The 25984-nt window shown below is 72.5% G+C and carries 20 protein-coding genes; 10 read left to right on the top strand and 10 right to left on the bottom strand.

Going from position 1 to position 25984, the window contains the following annotated elements; genetic code table 11:
• Nucleotides 1–6: 6 nt before the first annotated feature.
• Complete coding sequence (locus EV684_RS02585; RefSeq protein ID WP_132644631.1) at nucleotides 7–1776, top strand: PHA/PHB synthase family protein; 1770 nt, start codon at nucleotides 7–9, stop codon at nucleotides 1774–1776.
• Here the strand turns inward: EV684_RS02585 and EV684_RS02580 are convergent.
• Both EV684_RS02580 and selD read right to left on the bottom strand, forming a co-directional pair.
• Nucleotides 1749–2588, bottom strand: a complete 840-nt coding sequence (locus EV684_RS02580) for an alpha/beta fold hydrolase (RefSeq protein ID WP_132644630.1) — start codon at nucleotides 2586–2588, stop codon at nucleotides 1749–1751. The genes EV684_RS02585 and EV684_RS02580 overlap by 28 nt on opposite strands.
• A 175-nt stretch (nucleotides 2589–2763) precedes the next feature.
• Complete coding sequence (gene selD, locus EV684_RS02575; protein WP_132644629.1) at nucleotides 2764–3831, bottom strand: selenide, water dikinase SelD; 1068 nt, start codon at nucleotides 3829–3831, stop codon at nucleotides 2764–2766.
• Between the two features lie 118 nt (nucleotides 3832–3949).
• Between selD and EV684_RS02570 the strand changes: the two genes are divergently transcribed.
• The 5 genes from EV684_RS02570 to EV684_RS02550 all read left to right on the top strand — a co-directional run bounded on the left by EV684_RS02570 (nucleotide 3950) and on the right by EV684_RS02550 (nucleotide 8298).
• Entirely contained in the window at nucleotides 3950–4810 is an 861-nt protein-coding gene (locus EV684_RS02570) for a putative selenate ABC transporter substrate-binding protein (protein ID WP_132644628.1), read from the top strand.
• Between the two features lie 11 nt (nucleotides 4811–4821).
• A complete protein-coding gene (locus EV684_RS02565; protein ID WP_132644627.1) occupies nucleotides 4822–5637 on the top strand; it encodes a phosphonate ABC transporter ATP-binding protein in 816 nt (271 codons plus the stop codon).
• Nucleotides 5631–6452, top strand: coding sequence for a PhnE/PtxC family ABC transporter permease (locus tag EV684_RS02560; protein WP_132644626.1), 822 nt, complete (start codon nucleotides 5631–5633; stop codon nucleotides 6450–6452). Before EV684_RS02565 ends, EV684_RS02560 begins: the two co-directional genes overlap by 7 nt.
• Entirely contained in the window at nucleotides 6449–7216 is a 768-nt protein-coding gene (gene phnE / locus EV684_RS02555) for a phosphonate ABC transporter, permease protein PhnE (protein ID WP_132644625.1), read from the top strand. Before EV684_RS02560 ends, phnE begins: the two co-directional genes overlap by 4 nt.
• Before the next feature lie 74 nt (nucleotides 7217–7290).
• Nucleotides 7291–8298, top strand: coding sequence for an NAD-dependent epimerase (locus tag EV684_RS02550; RefSeq protein ID WP_132644624.1), 1008 nt, complete (start codon nucleotides 7291–7293; stop codon nucleotides 8296–8298).
• Here the strand turns inward: EV684_RS02550 and EV684_RS02545 are convergent, their stop codons facing one another.
• Nucleotides 8299–9111, bottom strand: coding sequence for a S1C family serine protease (locus tag EV684_RS02545; protein WP_207184302.1), 813 nt, complete (start codon nucleotides 9109–9111; stop codon nucleotides 8299–8301).
• 120 nt (nucleotides 9112–9231) lie between these two features.
• Nucleotides 9232–10545: a PilZ domain-containing protein gene (locus EV684_RS02540; protein ID WP_132644622.1), complete on the bottom strand. Its 1314-nt coding sequence runs from the start codon at nucleotides 10543–10545 to the stop codon at nucleotides 9232–9234.
• Between the two features lie 229 nt (nucleotides 10546–10774).
• On the opposite strand from EV684_RS02540, the gene EV684_RS02535 reads away from it, so the two are divergent.
• From EV684_RS02535 to EV684_RS02520, 4 genes are read left to right on the top strand one after another with little or no spacing between them, the layout of a single operon-like run.
• Nucleotides 10775–11455 (top strand): hypothetical protein, encoded by a 681-nt coding sequence (locus EV684_RS02535; protein WP_132644621.1) that lies wholly within the window; start codon nucleotides 10775–10777, stop codon nucleotides 11453–11455.
• Nucleotides 11456–11462: 7 nt separating this feature from the next.
• Nucleotides 11463–11753 (top strand): HPr-rel-A system PqqD family peptide chaperone, encoded by a 291-nt coding sequence (locus tag EV684_RS02530; RefSeq protein WP_165908373.1) that lies wholly within the window; start codon nucleotides 11463–11465, stop codon nucleotides 11751–11753.
• On the top strand, nucleotides 11750–12664 hold the full coding sequence (locus EV684_RS02525) for an HprK-related kinase A (RefSeq protein ID WP_132644619.1): 915 nt from the start codon (nucleotides 11750–11752) through the stop codon (nucleotides 12662–12664). The genes EV684_RS02530 and EV684_RS02525 overlap by 4 nt, the downstream gene beginning before the upstream one ends.
• Nucleotides 12661–13764: a nucleotidyltransferase domain-containing protein gene (locus tag EV684_RS02520; protein ID WP_132644618.1), complete on the top strand. Its 1104-nt coding sequence runs from the start codon at nucleotides 12661–12663 to the stop codon at nucleotides 13762–13764. Before EV684_RS02525 ends, EV684_RS02520 begins: the two co-directional genes overlap by 4 nt.
• 70 nt (nucleotides 13765–13834) lie before the next feature.
• Here EV684_RS02520 and prsT (EV684_RS02515) read toward each other — a convergent pair whose 3' ends face one another.
• The 6 genes from prsT (EV684_RS02515) to EV684_RS23890 all read right to left on the bottom strand — a co-directional run bounded on the left by prsT (EV684_RS02515) (nucleotide 13835) and on the right by EV684_RS23890 (nucleotide 25983).
• On the bottom strand, nucleotides 13835–16603 hold the full coding sequence (gene prsT / locus EV684_RS02515; protein WP_132644617.1) for an XrtA/PEP-CTERM system TPR-repeat protein PrsT: 2769 nt from the start codon (nucleotides 16601–16603) through the stop codon (nucleotides 13835–13837).
• A gap of 70 nt (nucleotides 16604–16673) precedes the next feature.
• Complete coding sequence (prsR, locus tag EV684_RS02510; protein ID WP_132644616.1) at nucleotides 16674–18047, bottom strand: PEP-CTERM-box response regulator transcription factor; 1374 nt, start codon at nucleotides 18045–18047, stop codon at nucleotides 16674–16676.
• The gene (gene prsK, locus EV684_RS02505) at nucleotides 18044–20146 is read right to left on the bottom strand and encodes an XrtA/PEP-CTERM system histidine kinase PrsK (RefSeq protein WP_132644615.1); all 2103 of its coding nucleotides are present in this window, start codon (nucleotides 20144–20146) and stop codon (nucleotides 18044–18046) included. Before prsK ends, prsR begins: the two co-directional genes overlap by 4 nt.
• 69 nt (nucleotides 20147–20215) lie before the next feature.
• Nucleotides 20216–21598 carry a TIGR03013 family XrtA/PEP-CTERM system glycosyltransferase gene (locus EV684_RS02500; RefSeq protein WP_132644614.1) on the bottom strand — a complete coding sequence of 461 codons (1383 nt, stop codon included), beginning with the start codon at nucleotides 21596–21598 and terminating at the stop codon, nucleotides 20216–20218.
• Nucleotides 21599–21895: 297 nt separating this feature from the next.
• A complete protein-coding gene (prsT, locus tag EV684_RS02495; protein ID WP_165908372.1) occupies nucleotides 21896–24676 on the bottom strand; it encodes an XrtA/PEP-CTERM system TPR-repeat protein PrsT in 2781 nt (926 codons plus the stop codon).
• A gap of 53 nt (nucleotides 24677–24729) precedes the next feature.
• A complete protein-coding gene (locus EV684_RS23890; RefSeq protein ID WP_165908371.1) occupies nucleotides 24730–25983 on the bottom strand; it encodes a hypothetical protein in 1254 nt (417 codons plus the stop codon).
• Nucleotide 25984: the final 1 nt, after the last annotated feature.

Genomic DNA, 25984 nt, shown 5'->3' with positions numbered 1-25984 from the left:
GTCCGTATGCACAACCCGAACGTCGCCGCCGCCGTGCTGGCCGACCCCGCGCTGGACCCGGCGCTGGCCGCCGCGCGCCGCCTCGACAGCCATTTCCACGCCGCCGTCGCGCCGGCCTTCTCGGGCCTGTCGCCGATCTCGCTGGCGCTCGCCTGGCAGGACTGGGCGCTGCACCTGGCGACGCAGCCGGCCACCGCGCTGGCGCTGGTCGCGCGCGCCCAGCAGTCCTGGCTGCAGGCCTGGGGCGAGATGCTGGGCCATGCCGAACCCGGCAACGGCGACGCACGTTTTGCCGCCCCGGCCTGGAAGCAATGGCCCTGGGCGCCGGCGGTGCACGGCTGGCACGCCGCCGAACGCTGGTGGCAGGACGCGACCGACCTGCGCGGCGTCGACCCGCATCACCGCGAGGTCGTGCGCTTCTTCGCCCGCCAGTGGCTGGACATGCTGGCGCCGTCGAACGCCGGCCTGGCCAACCCCGAGGTGCTGCAGCGCACCGCCGAACGCGGCGGCGCCAACCTCGTCGACGGCACGCTGCACGCGCTGGACGACTGGCGCCGCCAGCACGGCCTGGAGCCGCTGCGCACGCCCGAGCGGCGTTACGAACCCGGTGTCGACGTCGCGGTGACGCCGGGCCAGGTGGTCTGGCGCAACCACCTCGTCGAGCTGATCCAGTACCTGCCGCTGACCGCCTCGGTGCAGGCCGAGCCGGTGTTCATCGTGCCGTCGTGGATCATGAAGTACTACATCCTCGACCTGTCGCCGCACAACTCGTTCGTCAAGTGGCTGGTCGAGCAGGGCCACACGGTCTTCATCCTCAGCTGGCGCAACCCCGACGAGTCGGACGCGCTGCTGGCGATGCAGGACTACCTGGAGCTCGGCATCTTCGACCCGCTGGCGCAGATCGCCCGGATGATCCCCGGCCAGCGTGTGCACGCCTGCGGCTACTGCCTGGGCGGCACGCTGCTGTCGCTGGCGGCGGCGGCGCTGGCGCGGCCCGGGCGCATCGCACGCGCCGAGCTGCTGCCCGAACTCGCCAGCGTCTCGCTGCTGGCGGCCGAGACCGACTTCACCGAACCCGGCGAGATGGGGGTGCTGATCGACGAGTCGCAGGTCACGCTGCTCGAGGACATGATGGCCGAGCGCGGTTTCCTCACCGGCGCGCAGATGGCCGGCTCCTTCGCCTACCTGCATTCGCGCGACCAGGTCTGGTCGCGCCGGCTGCGCGAGTTCTGGCTCGGCGAGCCCGACAGCCCCAACGACCTGATGGCCTGGAACGCCGACCTCACGCGCATGCCGGCGGCGATGCACAGCGAGTACCTGCGCCGCTGCTACCTGCGCAACGAGATCGCCGAAGGGCGTTTCCCGGTCGAGGGCCGGGCAGTGTCGCTGTCGGACATCGCCGCACCGATGTTCGTCGTCGGCACCGAGAAGGACCACGTCTCGCCGTGGAAGTCGGTCTACAAGATCCACCGGCTGGCCGACACCACGATCACCTTCGTGCTGACCAGCGGCGGCCACAACGCCGGCATCGTCAGCGAGCCCGGCCACGCCAACCGGCGCTACCGCATGGCGACGCGCGAGGTCGACGGCGCCTGGGTCGACCCCCAGGCCTGGGCCGAGCAGGCGACACGCCACGAAGGCTCGTGGTGGACGGCCTGGCACGAGTGGCTGCTGGCCCAGGGCAGCGGCGACACCGCCAAGGCGCGCACGCCGGCCAGGGCCGACGTCGTCTGCGCCGCGCCGGGCACCTACGTGCACCAGTGCTGGGCTGATTGAGGCGGGTCGGCGGACCGCGCGACGAAACTCGCCACCGCGGCGATCAGCTCGCGCGGCCGCTCGCGATGCGGCACGTGGCCGCAGCCTGGCAGTTCCAGCAGCACCGTGCCCGGCACCTGCCGCGCGACGGTGCGGATCTGCTCCAGCGTGCCGTAGTCGTCGCGGTCGCCCTGCACCGCCAGCAGCGGGCAGCGGATCGCACCGACCTCCTCGACGATGGACCAGCCGTGGAAGCGCTCGTCCAGCCAGACGCCGTTCCAGCCCCAGAAGGCCGAATCGGGATCGTCGTGCCAGCGTGCCAGCCGAGGGCGCAGATCGCCGTCGACGTAGGCGCGGCGCGCGCCGCGCAGCCCGGCCAGCGTGACGTCTTCCACCCACAGGTGCGGCGCGACGATCACCGCGCCGGCGGCCACGCCGGGGAAGGCCGCGGCGTGCAGCAGCGCGATCGTCGCGCCGTCGCTGTGGCCGAAGAGCCAGAGCGGCTCGCGTGCCGGGTCGAGGCCGCGATCGGCGAGCAGCGCCGGCAGCAGCGCCTGCGCCTGGCGGTGCAGGTAGCCGGCGTCCCAGTGTTCGTCGGCCGGGCGCGGCGTCGACCGGCCGTAGCCGGGGCGCGAATAGACCAGCCCGCGCCAGCCGAGCGCGGCGCACAGCCGGTCGGGGAAGTCGCGCCAGGCCGCGGCCGAGCCCAGGCCTTCGTGCAGGAAGACGAGCCAGGGTGTGCCCGGCGGCGCGTCGCGGCCGATCTCGCGCCACTCGATGCGCACCCGGCGGCCGTCGAAATCCAGCTCGCTGAACGAAGTTCCCTCACGCATCGCCTGACCTTGACACCGTGTGCCGGCTTGAACCTTTCGCGTCCGGGGCCATGGAGCGGCGTTTTGGCATCGGCGGCGCACCCGGCCCAGAATGGCTTCGCTGCCTGACGGTTCCGGACGTCGGGTGGTCAGGAAGATCGAGTTACGGGGCCCTCGCGGCCCCGTTTTTTTGGCCTCAGCGAACGCGCAGCCGCGGCGCCGGGCCGGCGGCCGGGGCGACATGGCCGACGACGGCGGCGTCGCCGAAACCGTGCTCGCGGAAGATCGCCAGCACCGCGTCCAGCGCCTCGGGCGCGCAGGCGGCGAGCAGGCCGCCGCTGGTCTGCGGGTCGGTCAGCAGCGCGCGGTCCTCGGCGGCGAAACCGTCCGGCAGTTCGACTTCGGCGCCGTAGCTGGCCCAGTTGCGGCCCGAGGCGCCGGTGACGAAACCCTGGCCGGCCAGCGCACGCACGCCCGGCAGCAGCGGCACCGCGGCCCAGTCGAGCACGGCGTCGTGGCCCGAGCCGCGTGCCATCTCCAGCGCGTGGCCGGCGAGCGCGAAGCCGGTGACGTCGGTCAGCGCGTGCACCGCGTCCAGCGCCGCGAGGTCGGGCCCCGGCGTGTTGAGCTTCGTCGTCGTCGCGATCATCCGGTCATAGCCTTCGGTGCCGAGCGCGCCCTTCTTCAGCGCCGCCGACATCACGCCGACACCCAGCGGCTTGCCCAGCACCAGCAGGTCGCCGGGCTTGGCGCCGGCATTGCGGCGCACGCGCTGCGGGTGCACCAGGCCCAGCGCCACGAGGCCGTAGATCGCCTCGACCGAATCGATCGAGTGGCCGCCGGCGATCGGGATGCCGGCGGCGCGGCAGACCGAGGCACCGCCTTCGAGCACGCGCCCGATGGTGGCGGTCGACAGCACCGCGATCGGCATGCCGACCAGCGCCAGCGCCAGGATCGGCTTGCCGCCCATCGCGTAGACGTCGGACAGCGCGTTGGTCGCCGCGATGCGGCCGAAGTCGAAGGGGTCGTCGACGATCGGCATGAAGAAGTCGGTCGTCGCCACCAGCGCCTGCTCGTCGTTCAACTGGTAGACCGCGGCGTCGTCGCTGGTCTCGATGCCGACCAGCAGCTCGGGCGGCACCGGCATCGCGGTCGCGCCGCGCAGGATCTCGGTCAGCACGCCCGGGGCGATCTTGCAGCCGCAGCCGCCGCCGTGCGACAGCGAGGTCAGGCGGGGTTCGGTGGCGGCGGGAGGTGGGGTCATCGGCGGCTTTCGCAAGAACGGGTCGGCCGCGAGCATAGTCCGGCCCGGGAAACCGAGCGCCTGCGCGGGCCGGGCCGAAATTCCATAATCGCGCCCCATTTCGCCGCAGGGAGAGCCCATGTTCCACCGCCTGATCTCGCGTGCGTTGCGTGTCGCCGCCGTCACCGCCGCCTTCGCCGCCGTGGGCGCCCACGCCCAGCAGGTGCTGCGTGTCACCGCGATCCCCGACGAGTCGCCGACCGAACTGGCGCGCAAGGCCGCGCCGCTGGTCAAGTACCTCGAGTCCAGGCTCGCGATGAAGGTCGAGTACACGCCGGTCACCGACTACGCCGCGGCCGTCGAGACCCTGGTCACGCGCAAGATAGACCTCGCCTGGTTCGGCGGCTTCACCTTCGTGCAGGCCAGCATCCGCTCCGGCGGCCAGGTGATCCCGCTGGTGCAGCGCGAGGAGGACCAGAAGTTCCGCTCGGTCTTCGTCAGCGCGGACCCCGCGGTGCGCTCGCTGGCCGACCTCAAGGGCCGCGACTTCAGCTTCGGCTCGCAGAGCTCGACCTCGGGCCACCTGATGCCGCGCAGCTTCCTGATGCAGGCCGGCATCGAGCCCGACCGCGACTTCCGCCGCGTCGCCTACAGCGGGGCGCACGACGCCACGGTGGCCGCGGTCGCCGCCGGCAAGGTGGCCGCCGGGGCGCTGAACATCTCGGTCTGGGACAAGCTGGTCGCCGAGAACAAGGTCGACACGAAGCGTGTGCACGTCTTCTACACGACGCCCACCTACTACGACTACAACTGGACCGTGCACGCCCAGATGCCGGCGGCGCTGCGCGAGAAGCTCAAGGCCGCGTTCCTGGCGCTGTCGCGCGACAGCGCCGAAGGCCGCGAAGTGCTGGAGCTGCAGCGCGCGACGCGTTTCGTGCCGACCAGCCCGGACAACTACAAGGGCATCGAGGCCGCGGCGCGCGCCGCCGGCCTGATCTGAGCGCAGGCCCGATGCGCATCGCGCTGGCCGCCGCGGTCGGCCGCCACCCGGCGGCACGGGCCGACGCGCCGGCGGCGATAGCCGCGCTGACGCTGGACATCGCGCCCGGCGAGGCGGTCGCCGTCATCGGCCCGTCGGGCGCCGGCAAGACGACGCTGCTGCAGCTCATCGCCGCGGCGCTGCGGCCCTCGGCCGGGCAGGTCGTGCTCGACGGCCGCGATCCGTGGACGCTGCCGCGCCCAACGCTGCAGCGCCTGCGCGGCCAGCTGTTCCTGGCGCCGCAGACGCCGCCGCTGCCGCCGCGCCAGCGTGTCGTCACCGCGGTGACGGCCGGCCGGCTGCCGGCGATGGGCTTCTGGCAGAGCCTGGCGGCGCTGGTGCACGCGCAGGACATCGGCGCGGCCGAGGCTGCGCTGGCGCGCTTCGACCTCGCCGACAAACTCTTCGAGCGTGTCGACCGCCTGTCCGGCGGCGAGCGCCAGCGCGTCGGCCTGGCGCGGGCGCTGCTGTCGCCGGCGGCGCTGTGGCTGGTCGACGAGCCGCTGTCGGCGCTGGACCCGGCGCGTGCCGCCCAGGCGCTGGCCGCCCTGCGTGACGAGGCCGCGGCGCGCGGCGTGACGCTGGTCGCGTCGCTGCACCAGGTCGACGCGGCGCTGGCCGCCTTCCCGCGGGTCGTCGGCCTGCGCGACGGCCGCCTGGCTTTCGACCTGCCGGCCGCCGAGGTCACGCCGGCGCGGCTGCAGGCCTTGTACGCGGCGCGCGAGGACTTCGCGCCGGTGATCGAGGATCTGTCGGCCGAACGCCCGCTGGTCGCCGGCCGATGCTGAACCCGGCGCGCCGCGACCCGGCCTGGGCCGGCCGGGTCTTCTGGACCGGCGCCGTGCTGGTGCTGCTGTGGCCGCTGGTCGTGGCCACCGAGTTCCGGCCGCTGCGCCTGTTCGAGCCCGAGACGCTGGCCGTCAGCGGCCGATTCCTGGCCGCCTTCTTCCCGCCGGCGCTCTCGCCCGAGTTCCTCGAACTCGTCGCCAAAGCGACTTGGCGCACGGTGGCCATCGCCACCGCCGGCATCACGCTGGCGCTGCTGATCGCGGTGCCGGGCGCGCTGCTGACGGCACGTGTGCTGTCGCTCTCGGCGCTGGCCGGGCCGATGGCCGCCGCGCCGCTGGTGCTGCGCCAGGCGGTGCGCGCGCTGCTCGTGGTGCTGCGCAGCGTGCCCGAACTCGTCTGGGCGCTGGTCTTCGTGCGCGTCGTCGGCCTCGGGCCGACCGCGGGTGTGCTGGCGATCGCGCTGACCTACGGCGGCATGCTCGGCAAGGTCTACGCCGAGATCCTGGACAGCGGCGAGGCGGCGCCGGCGCAGGCGCTGCTGCGCCAGGGCGCGGGCCGGCTGCAGGCCTTCTTCTGGGCGCTGCTGCCGCAGAACGCGCACGAACTGGCTTCGTACACCGTCTACCGCTGGGAATGCGCGATCCGCTCGTCGGTGGTGCTCGGTTTCGTCGGCGCCGGCGGCCTGGGCCAGGAGCTGGACGGTTCGCTGAAGATGTTTGCCGGCGCCGAGGTGGCGACGATGCTGATCGTCTTCGTCGCCCTGGTGGCGCTGGCCGACCGCGCCAGCGCGACGATCCGCAAGGTGCTCGGATGAACCCGCGCCGCCCTCCGCGCACCGACGTCCGCACGCGTGTGCTGCTGGCCGCGCTGGCGGCGCTGGTCGTCGCCAGCTTCGTCTCGCTGGACCTGCAGTGGCGGGCCTTCTTCTCGGCCGAGGCGCTGGGCTCGATGGCGCGCTTCGTCGCCGAGTTCTTCCCGCCGGCGCACGACCCGGTGTTCGTCGCCAAGGTGCTGCGCGGCGCCGGCGAGACGCTGGCGATGTCGCTGCTGGGCACCGCGCTGGCGGCCGTCGGCGGGCTGGCGCTGGCCTTGCCGCGCCGCGGGCGCTGGCTGGCGCGCTGGCTGATGAACGCGCTGCGTGCGGTGCCCGAACTCGTCTGGGCGGCGCTGCTGCTGGTGGCCGCCGGCCTGGGGCCGATGACCGGCACGCTGGCGCTGGCGCTGCACACCACCGGCGTGCTCGGCCGGCTGTTCGGCGAGGCGATCGAGAACGCGCCGCCCGGTCCGGCCGAGGCGCTGCGCGCCCAGGGCGTCGAGGGCTGGCGCGTCGCCGCCTGGGCGACGCTGCCGCAGGTGCTGCCGCAGCTCGTCAGCTACACGCTGTACCGCTGGGAGAACAACATCCGCGCCGCCGCGGTGCTGGGCGTCGTCGGCGCCGGCGGGCTGGGGCAGATGCTGGCCTTTCACCTCGGGCTGTTCCAGATGGGGCGCACGGCGACGGTGCTGCTGGCGATGATCGTGCTGGTGCTGGCGGTCGACGCGGCCAGCGTCTTCGCGCGACGAATGCTGATGCGCTGAGCAGAACTGCACGCCGCCGCCCGCGAGCACGGGGGCGGCGGCGGCCAGGACCGCATGCCAGAATCGTCGCCGACATGAAGATCCTGCTCACCGGCGCTGCCGGATTCATCGGCATGACCACCGCGCTGCGCCTGCTCGAACGCGGCGACGAGGTGGTCGGGCTGGACAACCTCAACGACTACTACGAGGTCCAGCTCAAGCTCGACCGGCTGGCGCGGCTCGAGCCGCTGCCGGGTTTCCGCTTCGTCAAGCTCGACGTCGCCGACCGCGCCGGCATGGAGGCGCTGTTCGCCGCCGAACGTTTCGACCGCGTCATCCACCTTGCCGCCCAGGCCGGGGTGCGCTACTCGCTGCAGAACCCGCAGGCCTACATCGACAGCAACGTCGTGGGCTTCATGAACATCCTCGAGGGCTGCCGCCATACGAAGGTGCAGCACCTCGTCTACGCCTCCAGCTCCAGCGTCTACGGCGGCAACACGAAGATGCCGTTCGCCGAACACGACAGCGTCGACCACCCGGTCAGCCTGTACGCGGCAACGAAGAAGGCCAACGAGCTGATGGCGCACACCTACAGCCATCTGTACGGCCTGCCGACCACCGGGCTGCGCTTCTTCACCGTCTACGGCCCCTGGGGCCGGCCGGACATGGCGCTGTTCCTGTTCACCAAGGCGATCCTCGAAGGGCGTGCGATCGACGTCTTCAACCACGGCCGCATGAAGCGCGACTTCACCTACGTGGACGACATCGTCGAAGGCGTGATCCGCGTGCTCGACCGCACGGCCGAGCCCGACCCGGCCTACCTGCCCGACGCCCCGGACCCGGGCACCAGCAACGTGCCCTACCGCGTCTTCAACATCGGCAACCACCAGCCGGTGGAGCTGATGGCCTTCATCGGCCATGTCGAGGACGCGCTGGGCCTTCAGGCGAAGAAGAACCTGCTGCCGATGCAGGACGGCGACGTGCCGGCGACCTACGCCGACGTCGACGCGCTGGGCGCCTGGACCGGCTTCGCGCCGGCCACCGACCTGCGCACCGGCATCGGCCGTTTCGTCGACTGGTACCGCGGTTACTACCGCGTCTGATCAGCGCGGCGGCTGAGCCGAGGCCGTCGGCTCAGCCGCCGGCGTGGTGGCCTGCTGCAGCAGCTCGTGCACGTGGCGCACGGGGATCGCGTAGCTGATGCCCGAGGGGAACTGGATCGCGTTCTCGCGCGTGCCGCGTACCAGCACCATGTTGACGACGGCGACCACCTCGCCGGTCTCGGCGTCGAGCACCGGCCCGCCGCTGTTGCCCGGATAGGCCGTCGCGTCGAGCTGGAAGATGTCGAACGGGCCCTCGCGCAGCTTCTGCAGCGCGCGCGGGTCGAGCTGGCGCGAGGTCGAGGCCGGCAGCGCGATCGCGGTGATCGCCGAGACGATGCCGCGGTGCGTGACCGGCGAGTAACCGAGCGCGCCGGCGATCGGGAAACCGACGAGCGCGATCGACATGCCTTCGCGCGCGGCGTCGGCGTCGCCCAGCGCCAGCGGCGGCAGCGACGGGCCCTCGATCTTCAGCAGCACCAGGTCGTGGGCGCGATCGGTGCCGGCAATGCGCGCCGACCGCGCCTCGGACACGCGGCCGCCGCGCGCCACCAGCACCGACAGCCGCGACAGCTGCTCGGCTTCGCCGGGCGACGGCAGCACGTGCTGGTTGGTGATCACGTAGCTGCCGTCGTGCACCGCGAAACCGGTTCCGCGGAACGCGAAGCGCGGGCTGTCCAGCGGGTTGAAGGTGCCGACGGCGACGACGCCGGGCTTGGCCACGGCGATGACCTCCGGCAGCCCGGCGCGCGCGGGCAGTGCCAGCGCCAGCAGCGTGGCGGCGAGCCACGCGCGGCGACGGGTATCGGGTTTCAAACGTCTGTCCGTCGGCCGCGTGTCATCACGCGGACGGACGGGCCTGGATTCCGGATCGGGAGCGGGGCACGCACGGTGCGGCCAGCATAGCACCCGGCCGGGCCGGGGCCGCCCCCGCGTTCAGGCCGCCCGGCGTTCGGAGGGCAGGCTGCCGGCGGGGCGTTCGGCGGCCAGGTCGGCGTGTGTGGTGCCGGTCTCCAGCAGGCGCACGCAGCGCAGCCAGGCCGGGTCCGGCGCCTCGACGCGAAAGCCGTGGAAGTGGCCGACGGCCGTCGGCACGCGGCGCACCACCTCGGCCAGCACGGTGGACTCGACGCCCTCGCCGAGCTGCACCTTCATCCAGCCGCGGGCGCCCATCGCCAGGTCGTTGGCACCATGGGCCTGGAAGCCCTGCTGCGACAGCTCGACGACTTCCAGCGCCTGCGGGCGGTCCTCCAGCGTCAGCACCGCCGGGCATTTGATCGAGTAGCGCGGATGGCGGCGCAGCGCCGCGCTGCCGGCCTGGTGGCCGTAGGGCAGCGGCGGCAGCACCGCGGCGTATTCGGGGCTGTCGTAGATGCTGTGCAGCAGCCCCAGGCGGCGCGGGTCGAGCTGGGCGAAACAGTCGGTGCGCTGGGTGAAGAAGTAGTCCAGCAGCGCCGGCGTCATCACCGGGTCGTTGGTGGTGAAGTAGCGGCGCTCGGGCAGCTTCAGGTTGGGCAGGCGCTGCTCGACGAAGTAGTGGTGCAGGTCCTTGCGGCCCTCGCGGCCGGTGTAGGCGGCGCGGAAGGTCTCGGGCGCCTGGTGCAGGTCCAGCGTCGCGCCCACGGCCGGCGCGCCGTTGGCGAAGTCGTAGTTCTCCACCGTGGCGGCCTGCAGGCGGCGGAAGAACAGCAGCGACTCGTAGAGCTCGATCTTGTTCGGATTGACCGCGATGACCAGATGCCGGGTGTCGAAGTACTGAGAGCAGTACTCGTACATGAACTTCATCAGCGGGAACAGGATCTTGCCGCCGCTGGCGCGGAACTTCCGGTGCACCGCCAGCGCCGAGATCTCGGCCACGCGGCCGGGCTGGGCGCGCACCGCGCTCAGGTCGAACACCGACTGCAGCGGAAAGCCGAAGACGCCTTCGCGGATCATCGACATCGTGCCGACGACCTCGCCGTCCCAGAACGCGGCGATCGTCGTCGTCGTCGGCAGCGCGTGGTAGGGCGTCACGCGCAGGCCCGAGGGGTGGGGCTTCATGAAGCCGCTGGCAACGTAGGCGTCGTGCAGCAGCCCGAAACAGGCCTCCAGGTCCTGCCGCGCGTCGACGATGCGCACCTGCAGCCGGTCGTCCGGCGCCGGGTCGCAGTCGACCATGCGCCGGAAGATCGCGTGCCGCGTGGTCTGGGGCAGCATGCCCATCGCCGAACGCAGTCCGGCGTGGAGGTTCTTGCGCAGGCGGGTGCTCATGACACGGTTACGGCGCGCGCGGCGCCGGATTGAGGCCCTGCAACAGCTTGTCGCAATTGAGTGCCGGGCGCCAGCCGAGGAACTCCGCACGGATGGCCGCCCGACGCTGGCCTCGACCACCGATTCAAGGGCCCGTTGCAAGGTGTGTCCGCCGGGGGTGGCGGTCTACACTCCGGCTGACCGGACCCGCTCCAGGGCCACGCCCTGCGCCCATTCCGAGGGAGCCGCGATGAACGACAGCCAACACCCCGTCGAATCCCCCGAACCGCGCCCCGACGCCGCCGCGTCGGCCGCGTTCGCTGCACGCCGCCGGCGCCTGCTGAAGATCGCCGGCGGGGCTGCGCCGGCCTCGCTGCTGCTGGTCGGGCGGCCGGTTCACGCCACCTACAACTGCATCTCGACCTCGGCCTGGGGCTCGGCGATGGCCTCGGCCAGCGCGGGCACCGGCTCGTCGGCGGGCACCAAGATCGACGGCTGGTCGCATACGCACTGGTGCGGCAACCAGGACTACGCCGGCTACGGCAAGCCCTGGAACGTCCTGTGCTCGAACCTGAAGAAGCACTACGACAAGTGGGGCAACTTCAACTACACCGACGCCAAGAAGAAGCTGACGCTCGAGCAGTGCGGTCTCGACGCGGTGCCGTCGGGGCTGGCCAAGACCGAGCTTCTGGACGCCGCGCTCAACGGCCGCTGCAGCGGCTCCAGCGACTTCACGCGGGCGGTCCTCGTCGCCCTGCTGAACCAGAAGCTGCTGTCCAATAGCAGCTACTCGCCCACGAATTGCGCCCCGTCCTCGCATGTCCGGGACATGGCCACCGGCAGCTTCGATCCGAAGTCCGGCAAGTCCGCCTGGGGTCGCTCGGAGATCACGGACTACGTGGTCCAGAACAACCTGGCGCGACCGAAGTGACGCCGTCGTGCGCTGGGCCCTGGTGCCGCAGCCGGCGGTGCACATCCGGACCTTCGGCGACGACGGCAGCGCCATCGCCTACGACGATCGCAGCGGCGACACCTTCCTGCTGAGCGCCCTGGCGCAGGAGCTCCTGCTGCGCCTGGCCGAGCACCCGGCGGGCGTGCTCGAGGATCTGGTCGATGAACTGGCCCGGGATCTCGGGGCTGCCGCTCCGGGCTCGCTCGCGAGCGACGTCCAGGTCGAACTCCTGCGTCTGTCGACCCGGGGCCTCGCCACGCTGCTGCCTGCGCCTTGAAGGTATCCGACCTTGACCGGGCGTCGCTGCTGCGCCGCCTCCGTGCCGACGGGCTGCGCCTGGACATCCTGCCTTTCGTGGCCTGCGTGCGCTCGGGCCTGCCGGCCGTCGCCGACGCGGTGGCGCTGCTGTACGCCGACTTCCCGCTCGCCCCGCAGGACGGTTTCGTCGACTACCACCTCGAGATCCGGGCGTCGCGTTTCGGGCTGCCCGGGCGGCGGCGCGCCCGTTTCGTCTTCGACGGCCTGCCGGCTTTCGTCAGCCTGCCGGCGAACCAGGCGCCGACGATGCTCGAATGGGGCCTGAACTGGTGTGTCGCCGCGCACGCGCACCAGTTCCTGGTCTGCCACGCGGCGGTTCTGGAGCGCGACGGCCGCGCGCTCGTGCTGCCGGCGCCGCCGGGCTCGGGCAAGAGCACGCTGACGGCGGTGCTGGCGCACCGTGGCTGGCGCCTGCTGTCCGACGAGCTCGCGCTGCTGGACCCGGCGACGGGCCTGGTGCATGGCATGGCACGCGCGGTGAACCTGAAGAACGCGTCGATCGGCCTCGTGGCCGGTTTCGTGCCCGAGGCGGTGATCTCGCCGCCGGTGCCCGACACGCTCAAGGGCACGATCGCGCTGATGCGCCCGCCGGCCCAAGCCGTGAGCCGGCGTGCCGAGCCGGCACGGCCGGCCTGGGTCGTGCTGCCACGCTGGCAGGCCGGTGCGCGCGCCGCCTTCGAGCGCATCGACCGCGCCGAGGCGGCGCTGCTGCTGGCCGAGCAGTCGTTCAACTACCACGTGCTCGGGCTGCAGGGCTTCGACGCGCTGACGACGATGGTCGGCCACACCGCCTGCCTGCGCTTCAGCTATGGCGCGCTCGACGAGCTGGCGCCGGCTTTCGACGCGCTCGCCGCGGGGGATCTGCCGTGAATCGCAGCCTGCTCGTCGAGGTGCTGCTCGATCCGGCACGCGCGGCCTCGCTGCCCCTGCCCGGCTGGGACCTGCTGCTGCGCCAGGCGCGGCGCGCGAACCTGCTCGCCCGTCTGCACGACGCGCTGGCCGATGCCGGCCTCGAGGCGCCCGCCGTGGCCCGGGTGCACCTGGGAGCGGCTCGCCGCATCGCCGACGCCCAGCGCCAGCGCATGCGCTGGGAGCTCGACCGTGTCGCCCAGGCGCTGGACGGGGCGGCGCAGGCCGTCGTGCTCAAGGGCGGCGCCTATCTGGCGCTGGACCTGCCGCTGGCGCGCTCGCGGCTGTACGGCGACCTCGACCTGCTGGTGCCACGCGAGACCCTGGCCGAAGTCGAGAGCCGGCTGCTGAGCCACGGCTGGGTCGTCGAGCCGCTGTCGCCCTACGACGAGCAGTACTACCGGCGCTGGATGCACGAGCTGCCGCCGATGCGCCACCGCCGCCGCGGCACCGTGCTCGACGTGCACCACACGCTGCTGCCGCTGACCTCGCGCACCGCGCTGGCGACGCCGGCGCTGTTCGAGGACCTTCGTCCGCTGGCCGACTGGCCGGGCCTGTCGACCTTCGCGCCGCCGGACCTGCTGCTGCACAGCGCCACGCACCTGTTCCACGAAGGCGAGTTCGCCAACGGCCTGCGCGACCTGTTCGACCTGGACGCACTGGTTCGCCACGGCGGCGCCGAGCCCGGTTACTGGGACCGCACGGTCGAACGCGCCGGCCGGCTGGGGCTGCGCCGGCCGCTGCATTACGCGCTGCGCCACAGCGCGCGTGTGCTGGGCACGCCGGTCCCGCCCGAGGTGCAGCGCGAACTGGCGCGCTCGGCCCCGCCCTGGCCGCTGCCGGCGCTGCTGGACGCGTGTTACGAACGCGTGCTGCAGCCGCAGCACCCGAGCTGCGAGACGCCGGGCGCGCCGGCGGCGAGGCTGGCGCTGTATCTGCGCTCGCACTGGCTGCGCATGCCGCTGCCGCTGCTCGTGCGCCACCTCGCGCGCAAGGCCTGGCGCCGTGTCACGGGCGCCGAGCTGCGCGAGCAGGAAGCCGCGCAGCGCCAGGAAGGCTGACCCGGCCGGTCGGGGTGATGTCGCGCCCGGCGGCGGGCGTGCCAGGCCTTGCGGCCTCGCAGGTGCCGGCTCAGCTTGCCTTCTTCAGCAGTTCGGCGACCTCGGCCTGGCCGTCGAAACCGCTGCCCAGCTTGTTCAGCTTGTCCAGCTCGACGCGGGCCGCCGCCTTGTCGCCCGACTGCAGCAGCAGCTTGGCCAGCGTCAGCCGCAGCGCCGGGGCTTCCGGTGCGCGCTGCACCGTGTCCTTCTGCAGCGCCAGGGCCCGCGGCAGCTGGCCCTCGGCCGCGGCCGCCAGCGCCAGCGTGTCGCGCAGCGCGGGCTGCCCGGGCGCGGCGGTGTTGGCCTTCTCGGCCAGCGCCAGGGCGCCCGGCTTGCCTTGCCTGAGCATCAGCCAGGCGACGTTGTTCAGCGCCAGCGGGTTGTCCGGCTGGCGCGCCAGCACCTCGCGGTAACGCGCCTCGGCACCGGCCCAGTCCTGGCGCGTCAGCGCGAGGTCGCCCAGGTGGAAGCGGAAGGCCAGGTCCTGCGGATGTTGTTTCTGCCAGCCGGCGGCGAGACGTCCGGCCTCCTCGGCCTGGCCGGCGGCGTGCAGCGCGGCGTGCAGCCGGATCGCCGTCTCGGCGCCCGGCGCCTTCTGCTGCGCCGTGCGGTAGATCGCCAGGGCGGCCTCGGGCTTGCGGCGCGCCTGCTCGACCGCCGCTTCGGCGAAGTAACCGGCGGCCTCGGCCGGGCGCTGCTTCTGGATCTCGCGTGCCAGCCCCACCGCCTCGGCATAGCGGCCCTCGCCGGTGTACAGCGCCACCAGCGCCTGCTGCGCGGGCAGCAGGCGCGGCACCAGCTCCAGCGCCGACTTGAGCGCCCGTTCGGCCGCCGCCATGTCCTTCAGTCCGATGTAGGCGTCGCTCTGGCCCAGCAGCCCGGCCGGCGAACGCGGCTGCAGCTGGGAGAGCTTCTGGAAGCGGGTCAACGCCTGCTGGTAGTCGCGGTTGGCGAGTTCGGCGCGCCCCAGCGCGCCCAGCAGCTCGCGGTTCGACGGCAGGGCCGCTGCGGCCTCGCGGGCCGCGGCCAGGGCGCCGCTGGTGTCGCGCCGCGCGAGGCGCTCGTCGATCAGCCGCAGCCGCGGCAGCACCTCGCCGGGGGCCGCCTTCACGGCCGCGGCGTACTGCGCGCTCACCGCGTCGGCGCCGGCGCCGGTGCGCTCCAGCCATTCGGCCAGTGCGAGCATCGCGCGCCAGTTCTTCGGGTCGCGCGCGAGGGCGGCGTCGAAGCGCTGGCGCGCCGCGGCGGTGTTGCCCTCGGCCAGGTCGATCGCGGCCAGGCCGGCGACGGCGGGGAAGTAGGCGGCGTCGCGTGCCAGTGCGTTCTCGAACGCGCTGCGGGCAGCGGCGCGCTCGCCGCTGGCCAGCAGCACACGGCCGCGCATCAGCTGGGGCGTCGGGTCCTGCGGGCGTTTGGCATCCAGCGCGTCGATCGCCTTCAGCGCCTTGGCACGCTCGCCGCGGCGCAGCTGCGAGGCGATGAGCGCCATGTCGGCACCGATGCCCGCGTCGCTGGCGGCCAGCGATTCGAGTTCGCCGAGCCCGGCGGCGGCTTCGCCGCGGCCGATCTTGCCCAGCGCCAGCGCGGTGCGGGCGCGCGGATCCTGCGGCGCGAGCCTGGCCGCCTGGGCGAACGCGGCTTCGGCCTGGCGCGCTTCGCCGTTCTGCAGGTGGGCCTGGCCGGCCAGCAGCAGCGTCTCGGCCCGCGGTTTGCCGCCGTCGAGTTCGGGCTGCAGCAGCGCCAGCGCCTTGTCCGCCTGCCCGGTGCGCAGGTACAGCTGCACCAGCAGCCCCGTCGCCAGCGGCATGCCCGGCTGCAGCTGCACGGCCTTGGCCAGCAGTGTCTCGGCCTGCGGCAGCGCACGCAGCTGGAACTCCGCCGCGCCGGCGAGCTGCAGCACGACGGGGTTGTTCGGCGTTGCCTGCACCAGCGGCTGCACCAGGCGGCGCACGCCTTCGTAGTCGGCACGCAGGTAGGCGATCTGGGCCTGCAGCAGCTGCGTGCCCGCGATGTCGGGCTGGGTCTTGACGAGCTGCTGCACGTGGGCCTCGGCGGCGGCGATATCGCCACCGGCCACCAGCAGGCCGACCAGGGCCTGATGCGCCGCCATGCGGCGCGGATCGGCCTCGACGGCGCGGCGGTAGGCGGCGATCGCGGCCTGGGCGTCGCGCCGGCCGTACTGTTCGAGCTGGCCCTTGAGCAGCCAGGCGTCGGCCTGGCGCGTGTCGGCGGCGGTCATCTCGTCGACGAGGACGATCGCGCCGTCCACGTCCTGGTCGGCGGCCAGCAGGCGCGCCTTCAGCAGCTTGGCCGGCGCGTAGGCCGGCAGGGCCCGCAGCGCGGCGTCGACCGCCTCGCGGGCCTGGGTGGGCTGGTCCAGCCTCAGGTAGGCCTGGGCCAGCGTGGTCGACAGGTCGGCGTCGGCCTCGGGCGTGTCCAGCCGCGTGGCGGCCCAGGTCTGCACGATGCGGCGGTCCTCGCCGCTGGCGAGCAGCGCGCGGGCCAGCGGCGGCAAGACACGCGCCTCGGGCAGCTTCAGTTGCGAGGCCTTGCGCAGTTCGACGCTGGCGCCGGCGGCGTCGCCGCTGGCCAGCAGCGTGGTGCCCAGCAGCAGCCGGGCCTCGGCGAGTTCGGGGTTCTTCTGCAGCGCGGACTTCAGCGAGATCGTCGCCGTCTTGGTGTCCTGGCGCGCGAGCGAGTCCTGGGCCGAGGCGAGCAGTTCCGCCTCGGACGGGCCGCCGCAGGCGGCGAGCAGCGTGGCGACGGCGATCGCGGCGGCGGTGCGGGCAAAGGTGTTCATGTCGGGTGTTCGAGGCCGGAGTCGGCGCGGTCTTCGGGCGCAGGGATCGGCGTCGCCCGGGGCGCCGTCGTCACTTCATCGCCAGCCGGTGCATCAGGTCGTAGAGCGTCGGCCGGCTGATGCCCAGCAGTTCGGAGGCCTTGACGATGTTGTTGTTGGCGCGCGCCAGCGCGGCGATCACCGTCTGGCGCTCGGCGGCCTCGCGCGCGGCGCGCAGGTCGAACTCGCAGGCCGTGGCCGCGCCGTCGTCGCGTGCCGGCACTTTCAGACCCATGTCCTGCGCGGTGACACGCGCGCCGTCGGCCATGATCGAGGCGCGTTTGACGACGTTGATCAGCTCGCGCACGTTGCCCGGCCAGGCGTGGGCGGCGATGGCCTGCAGCGCGTCCTCGCTGAAGACCAGCGAGCCGCGGCGCTGCTCCTGCGCGAAGCGGCGCAGGAAGGCGTGGGCCAGCAGCACCGCGTCGCCCTGGCGCGTGCGCAGCGGCGGGATCTTCACCTCGATCTCGGCGAGGCGGTAGTACAGGTCCTCGCGGAAGCGGCCTTCGGCGATCAGCGTCTGCAGGTCCTGGTGCGTGGCGCCGACGACGCGCACGTCCACCGCGATCTCCTGGCGCGCGCCCAGGCGCTCGATCTTGCGTTCCTGCAGGAAGCGCAGCAGCTTGGCCTGCAGCGACGCGGGCAGGTCGCCGATCTCGTCGAGCATCAGCGTGCCGCCGTGCGCGGTCTCGATCTTGCCCGGCGTGGTCTTGGCCGCGCCGGTGAACGCGCCCTTCTCGTAGCCGAAGAGTTCGCTCTCGAGCAGGTTCTCGGGGATCGCCGCGCAGTTGATCGCGACGAAACGCCCGCTGCGCCGCGAGGCCTGGTGCAGGCCCTGGGCCAGCACCTCCTTGCCGGTGCCGCTCTCACCCAGCAGCAGCACCGTCGCGTCGCTGGAGGCGACACGTTCGACGATGCGCGAGATGCGCAGCATCTCCGGGTCGCGCGTCATCAGCCCCGACAGCGCGTCGGGTTGCTGCAGCGCCTGCAGCCGGCGGTTCTCGGCCTGCAGCTCGGCCAGGCGCATCGCACGTTCGATCGTCAGCCCCAGCACCTCGGGGTCGAAGGGCTTGGCCAGGAAGTCGTAGGCGCCCAGGGCGACGGCGCGCAGGGCGTTGGCCTGGTCGTTCTGGCCGGTCAGCACGATCACCTTGACGTGCGGGTCCAGGTCCAGCAGCTGCTCGAGCAGCTTGAAGCCCTCGGAGACCGAGTCGGGGTCGGGCGGCAGCCCCAGGTCCATCGTGACGACGGTGGGCTGCACGCGGCGGTACTGCAGCACGGCGGCTTCGCGGTCGGCGGCGGTGGCGCAGTCGTAGCGGTCGAGCGACCACTTGATCTGCTTCTGCAGCGCGAGATCGTCCTCGACGATCAGCACGCGGCCGGCGGTGTCGGGGGTCAGGCTCATGCGGACATCCGGAGGTCGGAAGAGGCGTGGGGCTCGAACAGCGGCATCAGCAGCGTGATGACGGTGCCTTCGCCGACGCGGCTGTCGACGTCGACGCTGCCGCCGAGTTCGCGCAGGTACTGGAAGCTCTCGTAGGAGCCGATGCCCATGCCGCTCGTCTTGGTGCTGCTGAACGGGCGGAAGAGCTTGTTGCGGATGAAGTCCTCGCTCATGCCGCAGCCGGTGTCGCCGATCTCGAGCTTGACCTGGCCGCCGTGGCGCGAGCAACGCACCCAGACGCGGCCCTCGGCCGGTGTCGCGTCCAGTGCGTTCTGCACCAGGTGGCCGAGCACGCGCTCGAGGCGGTCTTCGTGGCCACGCGTGGCCAGGCCCGCAGCGCAGTCGGTCTCGACATGGCGGCCGGCGCTGCGGGCTCCCGAGGCGATGCGCCCGACGACGGCCGCCAGCTCGACGCCGCGCGAGCCGCCGGGCGGCGTCGCGCCCTCGCGCAGCTGCAGCATCAGGCGGCGCATCTTCTCGAGCGAGCTTTCCACCGTCATCAGCATGTCCTGCTGGAACTCCGGGTTGGCGTGCAGACGCTGGGCATTCTTCATCATCAGCGAGAGCTGGGTGACGATGTTCTTCAAGTCGTGCACGACGAAGGCCGACATGCGGTTGAAGGCCTCGAACTTGCGGGCTTCCAGCAGCGCCTCGGTGGCCTGCATCTGCGCCAGGATGCCGGCGGCCTGGCGCGCGGCGGTCTTGAGCAGGTCGCGCACCTCCCAGTTCAGTTCCTGCGGCGTGCGCGGCCGGCCCAGCGTGACGAAGCCCAGCAGTTCGCCGGCCACCGGCAGCGGCACCACGAGCCAGGTGTCGCCGCCGGGCTGCAGCCAGGCCGGCAGCGCCAGACTGCCGTAGCGGCGCGGGGCGTCGCGGAACTCGTCGAGGTCGACCACCCAGCCGGGTTCGGCGAGGAAGGCGGCGAGCGCCGAGTCGGCGGCCTCGGCGGCGTCGACCTCGGCGGTGTTCCAGCGCGCCGACTGGCGATACGCGCCGTCGGCGCCGCCGCGCAGCCACAGGCTGCCCGAAGGCGACTCGACCATGTTCGCCAGCCCGCGCACGACCAGGCCGCCGATCTCCTGCGGCGAACCGCGCGAGGACAGCATCGCCGTGAAGCGCAGCCATTCCTCGCGGTAGTCGTAGCGGTAGCTGAAGAAGTGCTTGCCGACGAAGACGCGCAGCCGCGAGCGCGCCGCGCCCGACAGCACCAGCAGCGCCAGGCCGAGCACGCCGGCCGCGGCGAGCACGATCTGCAGCCCGCGCCCCCAGTCGCCGCCGAAGTCGCGCACCCAGTAGCCGACGCCGGCCATCACCAGCAGGTAGGCGCCGACGAGGATCAGCGTCGCCGAATAGAAGGCGGCGGAACGCGAGACCTGCAGCCGGCGGATCCAGTCGCGCCGCCGGCGTGCCGCCACCAGCAGCCAGGGCATGGCCAGCGCCACGACGAAGCCGCGCACGGCCAGCGCGTCCGGGTCCGGGCGGCCGAAGAGCACGCCTTCGGCGTAGACGTAGAGGTCGAACGCGAACAGCAGGCCCAGCCCCAGGCACACCGGCTTGGCGTTCCAGCGCGAGTCCTCGGGCAGGTTGCGAAACAGCTGCTCGACGAGCACCAGGCCGACGATGGCGATCAGCAGCCAGCCGGCGAAGACCAGGCGCAGCATCGAGCCGGCCTCGCGCGCCAGACCGAAACCGACGACGCCGCACAAGGCCACGATCAGCGCAACGCCGGCGGCCGTGCGCAGCGGCCGCAGCGCCGGGTCGGGCTCGGAGCCGAGCCCCGGTTCGAGCAGGGCCAGCATGAAGGCCAGCCACAGGCCCAGGCGCAGCAGGTCGGCCAGCGCCGCCAGATAGCCGCCGGCGACCGTGGGCGCGCCGGTCTGCCAGGCCGACGCCAGGCCCCAGGCGACCGTGGCCAGCAGCGCCGCCAGGAACAGGCCGCGGTGCGGGCTGCGCTCCTGCGCCGACTCCTGGGCACGCACGAGCAGCGCCACGAAGCCGGCATGCACCAGCGCCGCGAGCGCGAAACCGAGCAGGGCGAGTCCGGCCTCGGGGCGTTCCATGGTTCAGGCGTGCACCGGCGGGGGCGCTCCGTGCGAGGAGCGGGAAATTCTAGGGCCCCGGCCGGCGGCTCAGCGCGCGCCCTTGCCCGTCAGCACGACGCCGACCGTCTCGAACAGCACGACGAGGTCGAGGAACAGGGAGTGGTTCTTCACGTAGTAGAGGTCGTACTGCAGCTTCTGCTGCGAGTCCTCGACGGTGGAACCGTACTGGTAGCGCACCTGGGCCCAGCCGGTGACACCCGGCTTGACGCTGTGGCGCACGGCGAAGAAGGGGATCTCGCGCGTCAGCTGCTCGACGAAGAAGGGCCGTTCAGGGCGCGGGCCGACGAGGCTCATCTTGCCCTTGAGCACGTTGAACAGCTGCGGCAGCTCGTCGATGCGCAGCAGCCGGATGACGTGGCCGACCCGCGTGACGCGGTCGTCCTGCGCCGTGGCCCAGCGCGGCTTGCCGTCCTTCTCGGCGTCGGTGCGCATGCTGCGGAACTTGGTCACCATGAAGCTCGCGCCGCCCAGGCCCACACGCTCCTGGCTGTAGAACACCGGGCCGCGGCTGTCGATCTTGATCGCCAGCGCCGTGAGCAGCATCACCGGCGTCGCCAGCACGATCAGCAGCGTGCTGAAGAGGATGTCGAAGACACGCTTGATCGCGGTGCGCAGCGCGCCCTGGTTGAAGCCTTCGCCGAAGATCAGCCAGCCGGCGTTGACGAAGTCGATGCGGATCTGGCCCAGGCGCTTCTCGAAATGCGTGGACAGGTCGTAGACCTTGACGCCGAAGAGCTTGCAGTCGAGCAGCTGGCGCAGCGGCATGCTGCCCGAGCGGCGCTCGGTGAGCGCGACGATGATCTCGTCGACTCCGAGCTGCTCGGCCAGCGCCGGCAGCGGCTGGTCCGAGCGCAGGATGCGTTCTTCCGGCACCGCCGGTTCCTTCTCGTTCGGGCCGGGCACGAAGCCGACGATCTCGACGCTCGGGTCCGAGGACTCCAGCGTCTGGCCGACGATGTGTGCCGCCGTGCCCGAGCCGAAGACCATCACGCGCACCCGGTCACGGTCATGCGCGCCCCAGTGGGTCACGTAGACGCGGCGCGTGACGACCGCCGCGATGCCGGCCATCGCCGCCACCTGCACCACGTGGCGGTCGGGCGTGGCCTCGGGCAGCAGGCCGAAGGTCAGCCAGGCCAGCGGCAGCGCGATGACGAGCATCGCGGTGGCGCGTGCGCAGGACTGCACCGGCGTCAGGTGGGGGCCGCGCTGGTAGATGCCGGTGGCCGCGCTGATGACGACCATGCCGGCGGCCAGCGACAGCACGTGCGGGCCGGCCACCGACAGCAGCTCGGGCGCATGGCCGAAGGGGACGAAGAACACCGCCACCAGCATCAGCACGAGCAGGGCGCAGTCCGACGAGACCTGCAGAACGGTCTGGCGATGCACGTAGTGGCTGAAGATGCGGATCATGTTCGCTACCGGGGTGACGGCTCCGAGGCGACGACCACCCCGCGCGCGAGCGCTTCTGGGTGATGTCGGCAGACCGGTGCGCCCGGCCGGTTGTTTGTTGCGGTTGCAAGCAGGCGTGACCTGTGCGGCCACTGTAGGGATCGGCGCGAGGGCGTCACAACCCCCGGCTCGCGGGATCGGTGCCCCTAGCGCGCTGTAGCGCTGCGGATCGTGATTTCGGTCATGAAATGCCGTGGCTGTCGCAAGGCTGTCGCACGGGAAGCGACGCCATCGCGGCAGGCGAGCCCGGTCTCGGGGCTACAGCGTCTTCATCAGGTCGCCGACTTCCTTCTGGGAGGGGAACTTGTCGCCCAGCTTGGCGAGCTTGTCCAGTTCGCCGCGTGCGGCCGCGCGGTCACCGGCCTTGATCAGCAGCCGGGCGAGGTTCAGCCGGTAGCTGGGCGAGGCGTTCGGCGTTTCGGCCGCCTTGCGCTGCCATTCGATGGCCTTGGCCATCTGGCCTTCGGCGGCCAGGGCGCTGGCCAGCGTGTCCATCGAGTCGGGGCGCCCGGGCGCGAGCTCGACGGCGCGCTGTGCGACCGCGAGCGCGCCGGGCTTGTTCTGCTGCAGCAGCAGCCAGGCGATGTTGTTCTGGGCGGTGGCGTCGTCGGGGTGCAGCGCGGCCAGACTGCGGTAATGGGTCTCGGCGCGCGCCCACTGGCCGCGCGTGAGGGACACGTTGCCCAGGTGGGCCAGGAACACCGGGTCGCGAGGGTGCGTGCGCATCCAGTCGGCCGCGAAGCGCTCGGCCTCCTGGGCTTGCTCGGCCAGCAGCAGGATGCCGTGCAGCTTCATGGCGTTGTCGGCGCTCGGCTGGCGATCGAGCGCCGCGCGCATCGCGCCGATGGCCTGAGGCCAGGCCTTCGTCGCGACGTGCACGTTGCTTTCCAGAAGGTAGCCGGCGGCTTCCTTCGGGCGCTGCTTCTGGGCGGTTCTCGCGACCTGGAGCGCCGCCTCGTAACGCTTCTGGGCGACGCGGCCCTGCACCAGGCGGCTCTGCGCTGCCAGCAGGTCCGGGTCGAGTTCCAGTGCCTTCACCAGCGCCCGCTCGGCCCCGGCGCTGTCCTTGCCGAGGTCGTAGGCGTCGGCCAGCAGCAACTGGAACCGGGGGTCCGACGGCCGCGACGCCGCCAGCTTGCCGAAGGTCGATATCGCCTGCTGGACCTCCTGGGCGAAGATCTGCGCACGCCCCAGGGCGACCAGCGTCTGAGGGTCATCCGGCAAGGTGGCGGCCGCCTCCTGGGCGGTCGCCATCGCGGCATTCGTGTTGCGCGTGGACAGGTGCAGCTCCACCAGCTGCGCACGCGGGGTCGGATCGGTCGGGTTGAGGCGGATCGCCTCCTGCAGCGCCTTGGCGACCTCCTCGGCCGGAGCGCCGTTGGCGCGCTTGAGTTCGGCCAGCGCGGTGATGGCGCGGCTGTTCTTCGGCTCCTGCCGGATCAGGTCCTCGTAGCGCTTGATCGCCGCCTCGGGCTTCTTCTCGGCCATGTCGATCGTCGCCAGCCCCGCCAGAGCCGGCAGGTACTGCGTATCGATCGTCAGCGCGCGTTCGTAGCTCTTGCGCGCGCCCGCCCGGTCACCCTGCTGCATCAGGACCTGGCCGCGCAGCTGCGCCGCGAGCGGCTTGTCCGGCGTCTTCGCCTGCAGCCGGTCGATCGCCGCCAGGGCGCCCTTGCCGTCCTGGCGCCGCAGCCGGGCGCCGATCAGCGCCAGATCGGCATAGGCAGAGCGGTCGCGCTGCGCCACGGACTCGAGCTGGGCGAAGCCGTCGTCGGTGCGGCCGCGTGCGATCTCGGTCAGCGCCAGGTTGGCCTGCAGCTTCAGGTTGCTGGGGTCTGCGCGTGACGCCCGCACGAACAGCCGCTCCGCCTGCGCCGCGTCGCCGGTCATCAGAAGGGCTTCGGCGGCCAGCGCCAGCACGTCGGCCGAAGGCGCGTCCTGGTCCAGCAGCGGCTTGAGCGTCGTCACCGCACGCGCGGGCTGGCCGGCCCGGATCAGCACCTCGGCGAGCAGCCGGCGTGCGAACGACAGTTCCGGCGACAGCTGCAGCGCCTTCGTGAGGTGCGTCTCGGCGACCAGCGTCGAGCCGGCTGCCGACTCGATCGTTCCGGCCAGCTGCAGCACCCGGACGTTGTTCGGGTTCAGTTTCAGCAGCTGCTGCACCGTCTCGCGGGCGCGTTTGACGTCGCCGTCGATCAGCGCCAGCTGGGCGTCGTAGAAGCGTGTCTCCGGGTGGTTGGGCAGCGCTTCCTTCATCGCCTTCAGGTCGCGCCGCAGGCCCTCGTGGTCCTGGCGGCGCAGATCGATCGCGAGCAGCGCGGTGTAGGCGTTGACGTAGCGCCGGTCCAGCGCGATGACCTCGCGGAAGCTCTTGGCCGCCGTGTCCAGATCGTTGAGCCCCTTCCACTGGATCTCGCCGGCCAGCTGCAGCGCCTCGCGCCGCTTGCCGCCTTGCTGCGTCAGCGGACGCACGCGTTCGAGCGCCTTGGCCGTCAGGCCGTGCCCGGCCATGAAACGCGCGTCCAGCAGCTGCGCGGCCTCGTTCTTCGGGTCCAGCGCCAGGGCGCGCTGCACCGCGGCTTCGGCCGCCTCGCGTTCGTCGAGCACGACGTGCGCCGTCGCCAGCGCGACGCTCAGCTCCGCGGCGGCCTTGGGTTCGGTGAGCGTCGTGCGCCCGTACAGGTGAACGGCCTGCTTGGACTGGCCGGTGGCGATCATCGCCATCACCAGCGCCGGCAGCACGCGCTTGTCGTCGAACTTGAGGTCGGCGGCCTTGCCGAGTTCGACGACCGCGGCCTTGGCGTCGCCGGTCTTCATCAGGGTGTCGCCGAGCAGGAAGCGCAGCTCGCCCGAGTCGGGGTTCTTCTGCAGGGCCGCCTTCAGCTGCACGATGGCCGTGTCGGGCTTGTTCTGTTCCAGCGAGCTCCTGGCCGCGGTCGTGAGTTCCTGCTCCGACTCGCCGCCGCAGCCGGCGGCCAGGGCGACGGCACCGGCCAGCAGGCTGCGGGCGGCGAGTTGTCTGAAGGCGATGGCAGACACGGGGTCGGTTCCTTTGGCGAACGGGTCAGGGGAGGCGCTCTGGCCGGCAGCCGTCAGAAGACGGCGCCGACGACGGCTTGCAGCACCCGGCGATAGGGATTCGCGCCGAACTCCGAGGCCGCGTCGCCGCTGCTGTGCTGCCACTGCAGCGCCAGGTCCAGCGCGCTGAAGTGGTAGCGCAGCTCCAGCCACGCGAGGCGGCTGCCGTCGCTGGCGTTGTGGCGCACGAACGCGGTGAGGTCCAGGTTCTTCGTCCCGAGCGACTTCTGCGACAGGTAGACGAGCCAGGCGCGGCGCGCGCCCATCTCCTGGCTGGGCTGGGTCACGCCCAGGTAGGACGCGTAGGCCGGGGCGCCGATGGCCGCCAGCGTGCGCCAGTCGGCCTCGTCCAGGCCGGCGCCGTTGTACTCGGCCTCGACGGTCAGGGCCAGGCCGGTCGGGAGGGTGTAGGTCAGGCCGGTGGCCGCACGATGATGGCGCTCGAGCGCCTCGTCCAGCCCGAGCACCTGGGGCAGCAGTTTCCCGCTCTTGCCCCAGCTCCATTCGCCGTAGGCGACGAGCGCGTCGCCGATCAGCGTGCTGCCGCTGGCGCCCAGCGCCGCGCCGCGCCCGGCCTCGAGCATCACCAGGCCCTGCACGCTGCTGCGCTCGCCGAAGCGGCGGTCCAGCGTGGCGACGAAGCGGTCGCGATGGTTGGTGCTGCCCAGGTCGACCGAGGCCGTGGCCGGATCGGGGTCGTCCAGCCGCGGCGCGTAGGCGACGGACAGGCCGCCGTCGTCCCAGAGCGTGCCGGCGCGGAGCATCGCCGTGCCCAGGCGGGTCTCGCGCAGCGCGACCGGGTCGGTGGTGGTGACGGCGCGCAGCGCGCCGTCGCGGAAGAAGTCGGTCGGGTTGTAGCCGTAGGCCGGCCCCTGGCGCACCGTGACCCGGCCCAGGTCGACGCTGGTCGTGGCGTCGGCATTGCGCCAGCCCAGCGCGAGCTCGCGCAGGCTGTTGGTCGTGTTCGGGCGCCCGGGCAGCGGCGGCTCGACGCGGTCGACGCGGTCGGACAGCACGAACTGCCAGGCCGGCGAGAACGCGTGCGTGTAACGCAGGTCGACCGACGCGCGCGACGTGTCGTCGCTGGCGCCGCCGCGCGTGGAGAGGCGGCCGGCGGCGAGATCCAGCCCGATGCGCCATGGCGAGCTGCCGGCCGCGGGCGGTGCCTCGGCCTCCAGGGCCAGCGGGTCGAAGTCCTGGGCCAGGCAGGGCCCGGCGGAAACGGCGCAGAGCACGACGGCCAGCGCCGTCAGCGGAAACGTTCGCATG

It is taken from the genome of Rubrivivax gelatinosus (assembly GCF_004340905.1).
GTDB classification, from domain to species: Bacteria; Pseudomonadota; Gammaproteobacteria; order Burkholderiales; family Burkholderiaceae_C; genus Rubrivivax; species Rubrivivax gelatinosus.
The sequence above is the reverse complement of the archived record's forward strand: the minus strand, read 5'-3'. Positions and strand labels throughout refer to the sequence as shown.

What these genes read in the sequence shown, in the direction of transcription:
- prsT (WP_132644617.1), bottom strand. Translation starts at nt 16,603, where the DNA reads ATGAACACCTTTGCCCGCACCGCCGCCGCGATCGCCGTCGCCACGCTG.
- EV684_RS02535 (WP_132644621.1), top strand. Translation starts at nt 10,775, where the DNA reads ATGAACGACAGCCAACACCCCGTCGAATCCCCCGAACCGCGCCCCGAC.
- EV684_RS23890 (WP_165908371.1), bottom strand. Translation starts at nt 25,983, where the DNA reads ATGCGAACGTTTCCGCTGACGGCGCTGGCCGTCGTGCTCTGCGCCGTT.
- EV684_RS02550 (WP_132644624.1), top strand. Translation starts at nt 7,291, where the DNA reads ATGAAGATCCTGCTCACCGGCGCTGCCGGATTCATCGGCATGACCACC.
- EV684_RS02500 (WP_132644614.1), bottom strand. Translation starts at nt 21,598, where the DNA reads ATGATCCGCATCTTCAGCCACTACGTGCATCGCCAGACCGTTCTGCAG.
- prsR (WP_132644616.1), bottom strand. Translation starts at nt 18,047, where the DNA reads ATGAGCCTGACCCCCGACACCGCCGGCCGCGTGCTGATCGTCGAGGAC.
- EV684_RS02580 (WP_132644630.1), bottom strand. Translation starts at nt 2,588, where the DNA reads ATGCGTGAGGGAACTTCGTTCAGCGAGCTGGATTTCGACGGCCGCCGG.
- selD (WP_132644629.1), bottom strand. Translation starts at nt 3,831, where the DNA reads ATGACCCCACCTCCCGCCGCCACCGAACCCCGCCTGACCTCGCTGTCG.
- EV684_RS02540 (WP_132644622.1), bottom strand. Translation starts at nt 10,545, where the DNA reads ATGAGCACCCGCCTGCGCAAGAACCTCCACGCCGGACTGCGTTCGGCG.
- prsK (WP_132644615.1), bottom strand. Translation starts at nt 20,146, where the DNA reads ATGGAACGCCCCGAGGCCGGACTCGCCCTGCTCGGTTTCGCGCTCGCG.
- EV684_RS02570 (WP_132644628.1), top strand. Translation starts at nt 3,950, where the DNA reads ATGTTCCACCGCCTGATCTCGCGTGCGTTGCGTGTCGCCGCCGTCACC.
- EV684_RS02560 (WP_132644626.1), top strand. Translation starts at nt 5,631, where the DNA reads ATGCTGAACCCGGCGCGCCGCGACCCGGCCTGGGCCGGCCGGGTCTTC.
- phnE (WP_132644625.1), top strand. Translation starts at nt 6,449, where the DNA reads ATGAACCCGCGCCGCCCTCCGCGCACCGACGTCCGCACGCGTGTGCTG.
- EV684_RS02585 (WP_132644631.1), top strand. Translation starts at nt 7, where the DNA reads ATGCACAACCCGAACGTCGCCGCCGCCGTGCTGGCCGACCCCGCGCTG.
- EV684_RS02565 (WP_132644627.1), top strand. Translation starts at nt 4,822, where the DNA reads ATGCGCATCGCGCTGGCCGCCGCGGTCGGCCGCCACCCGGCGGCACGG.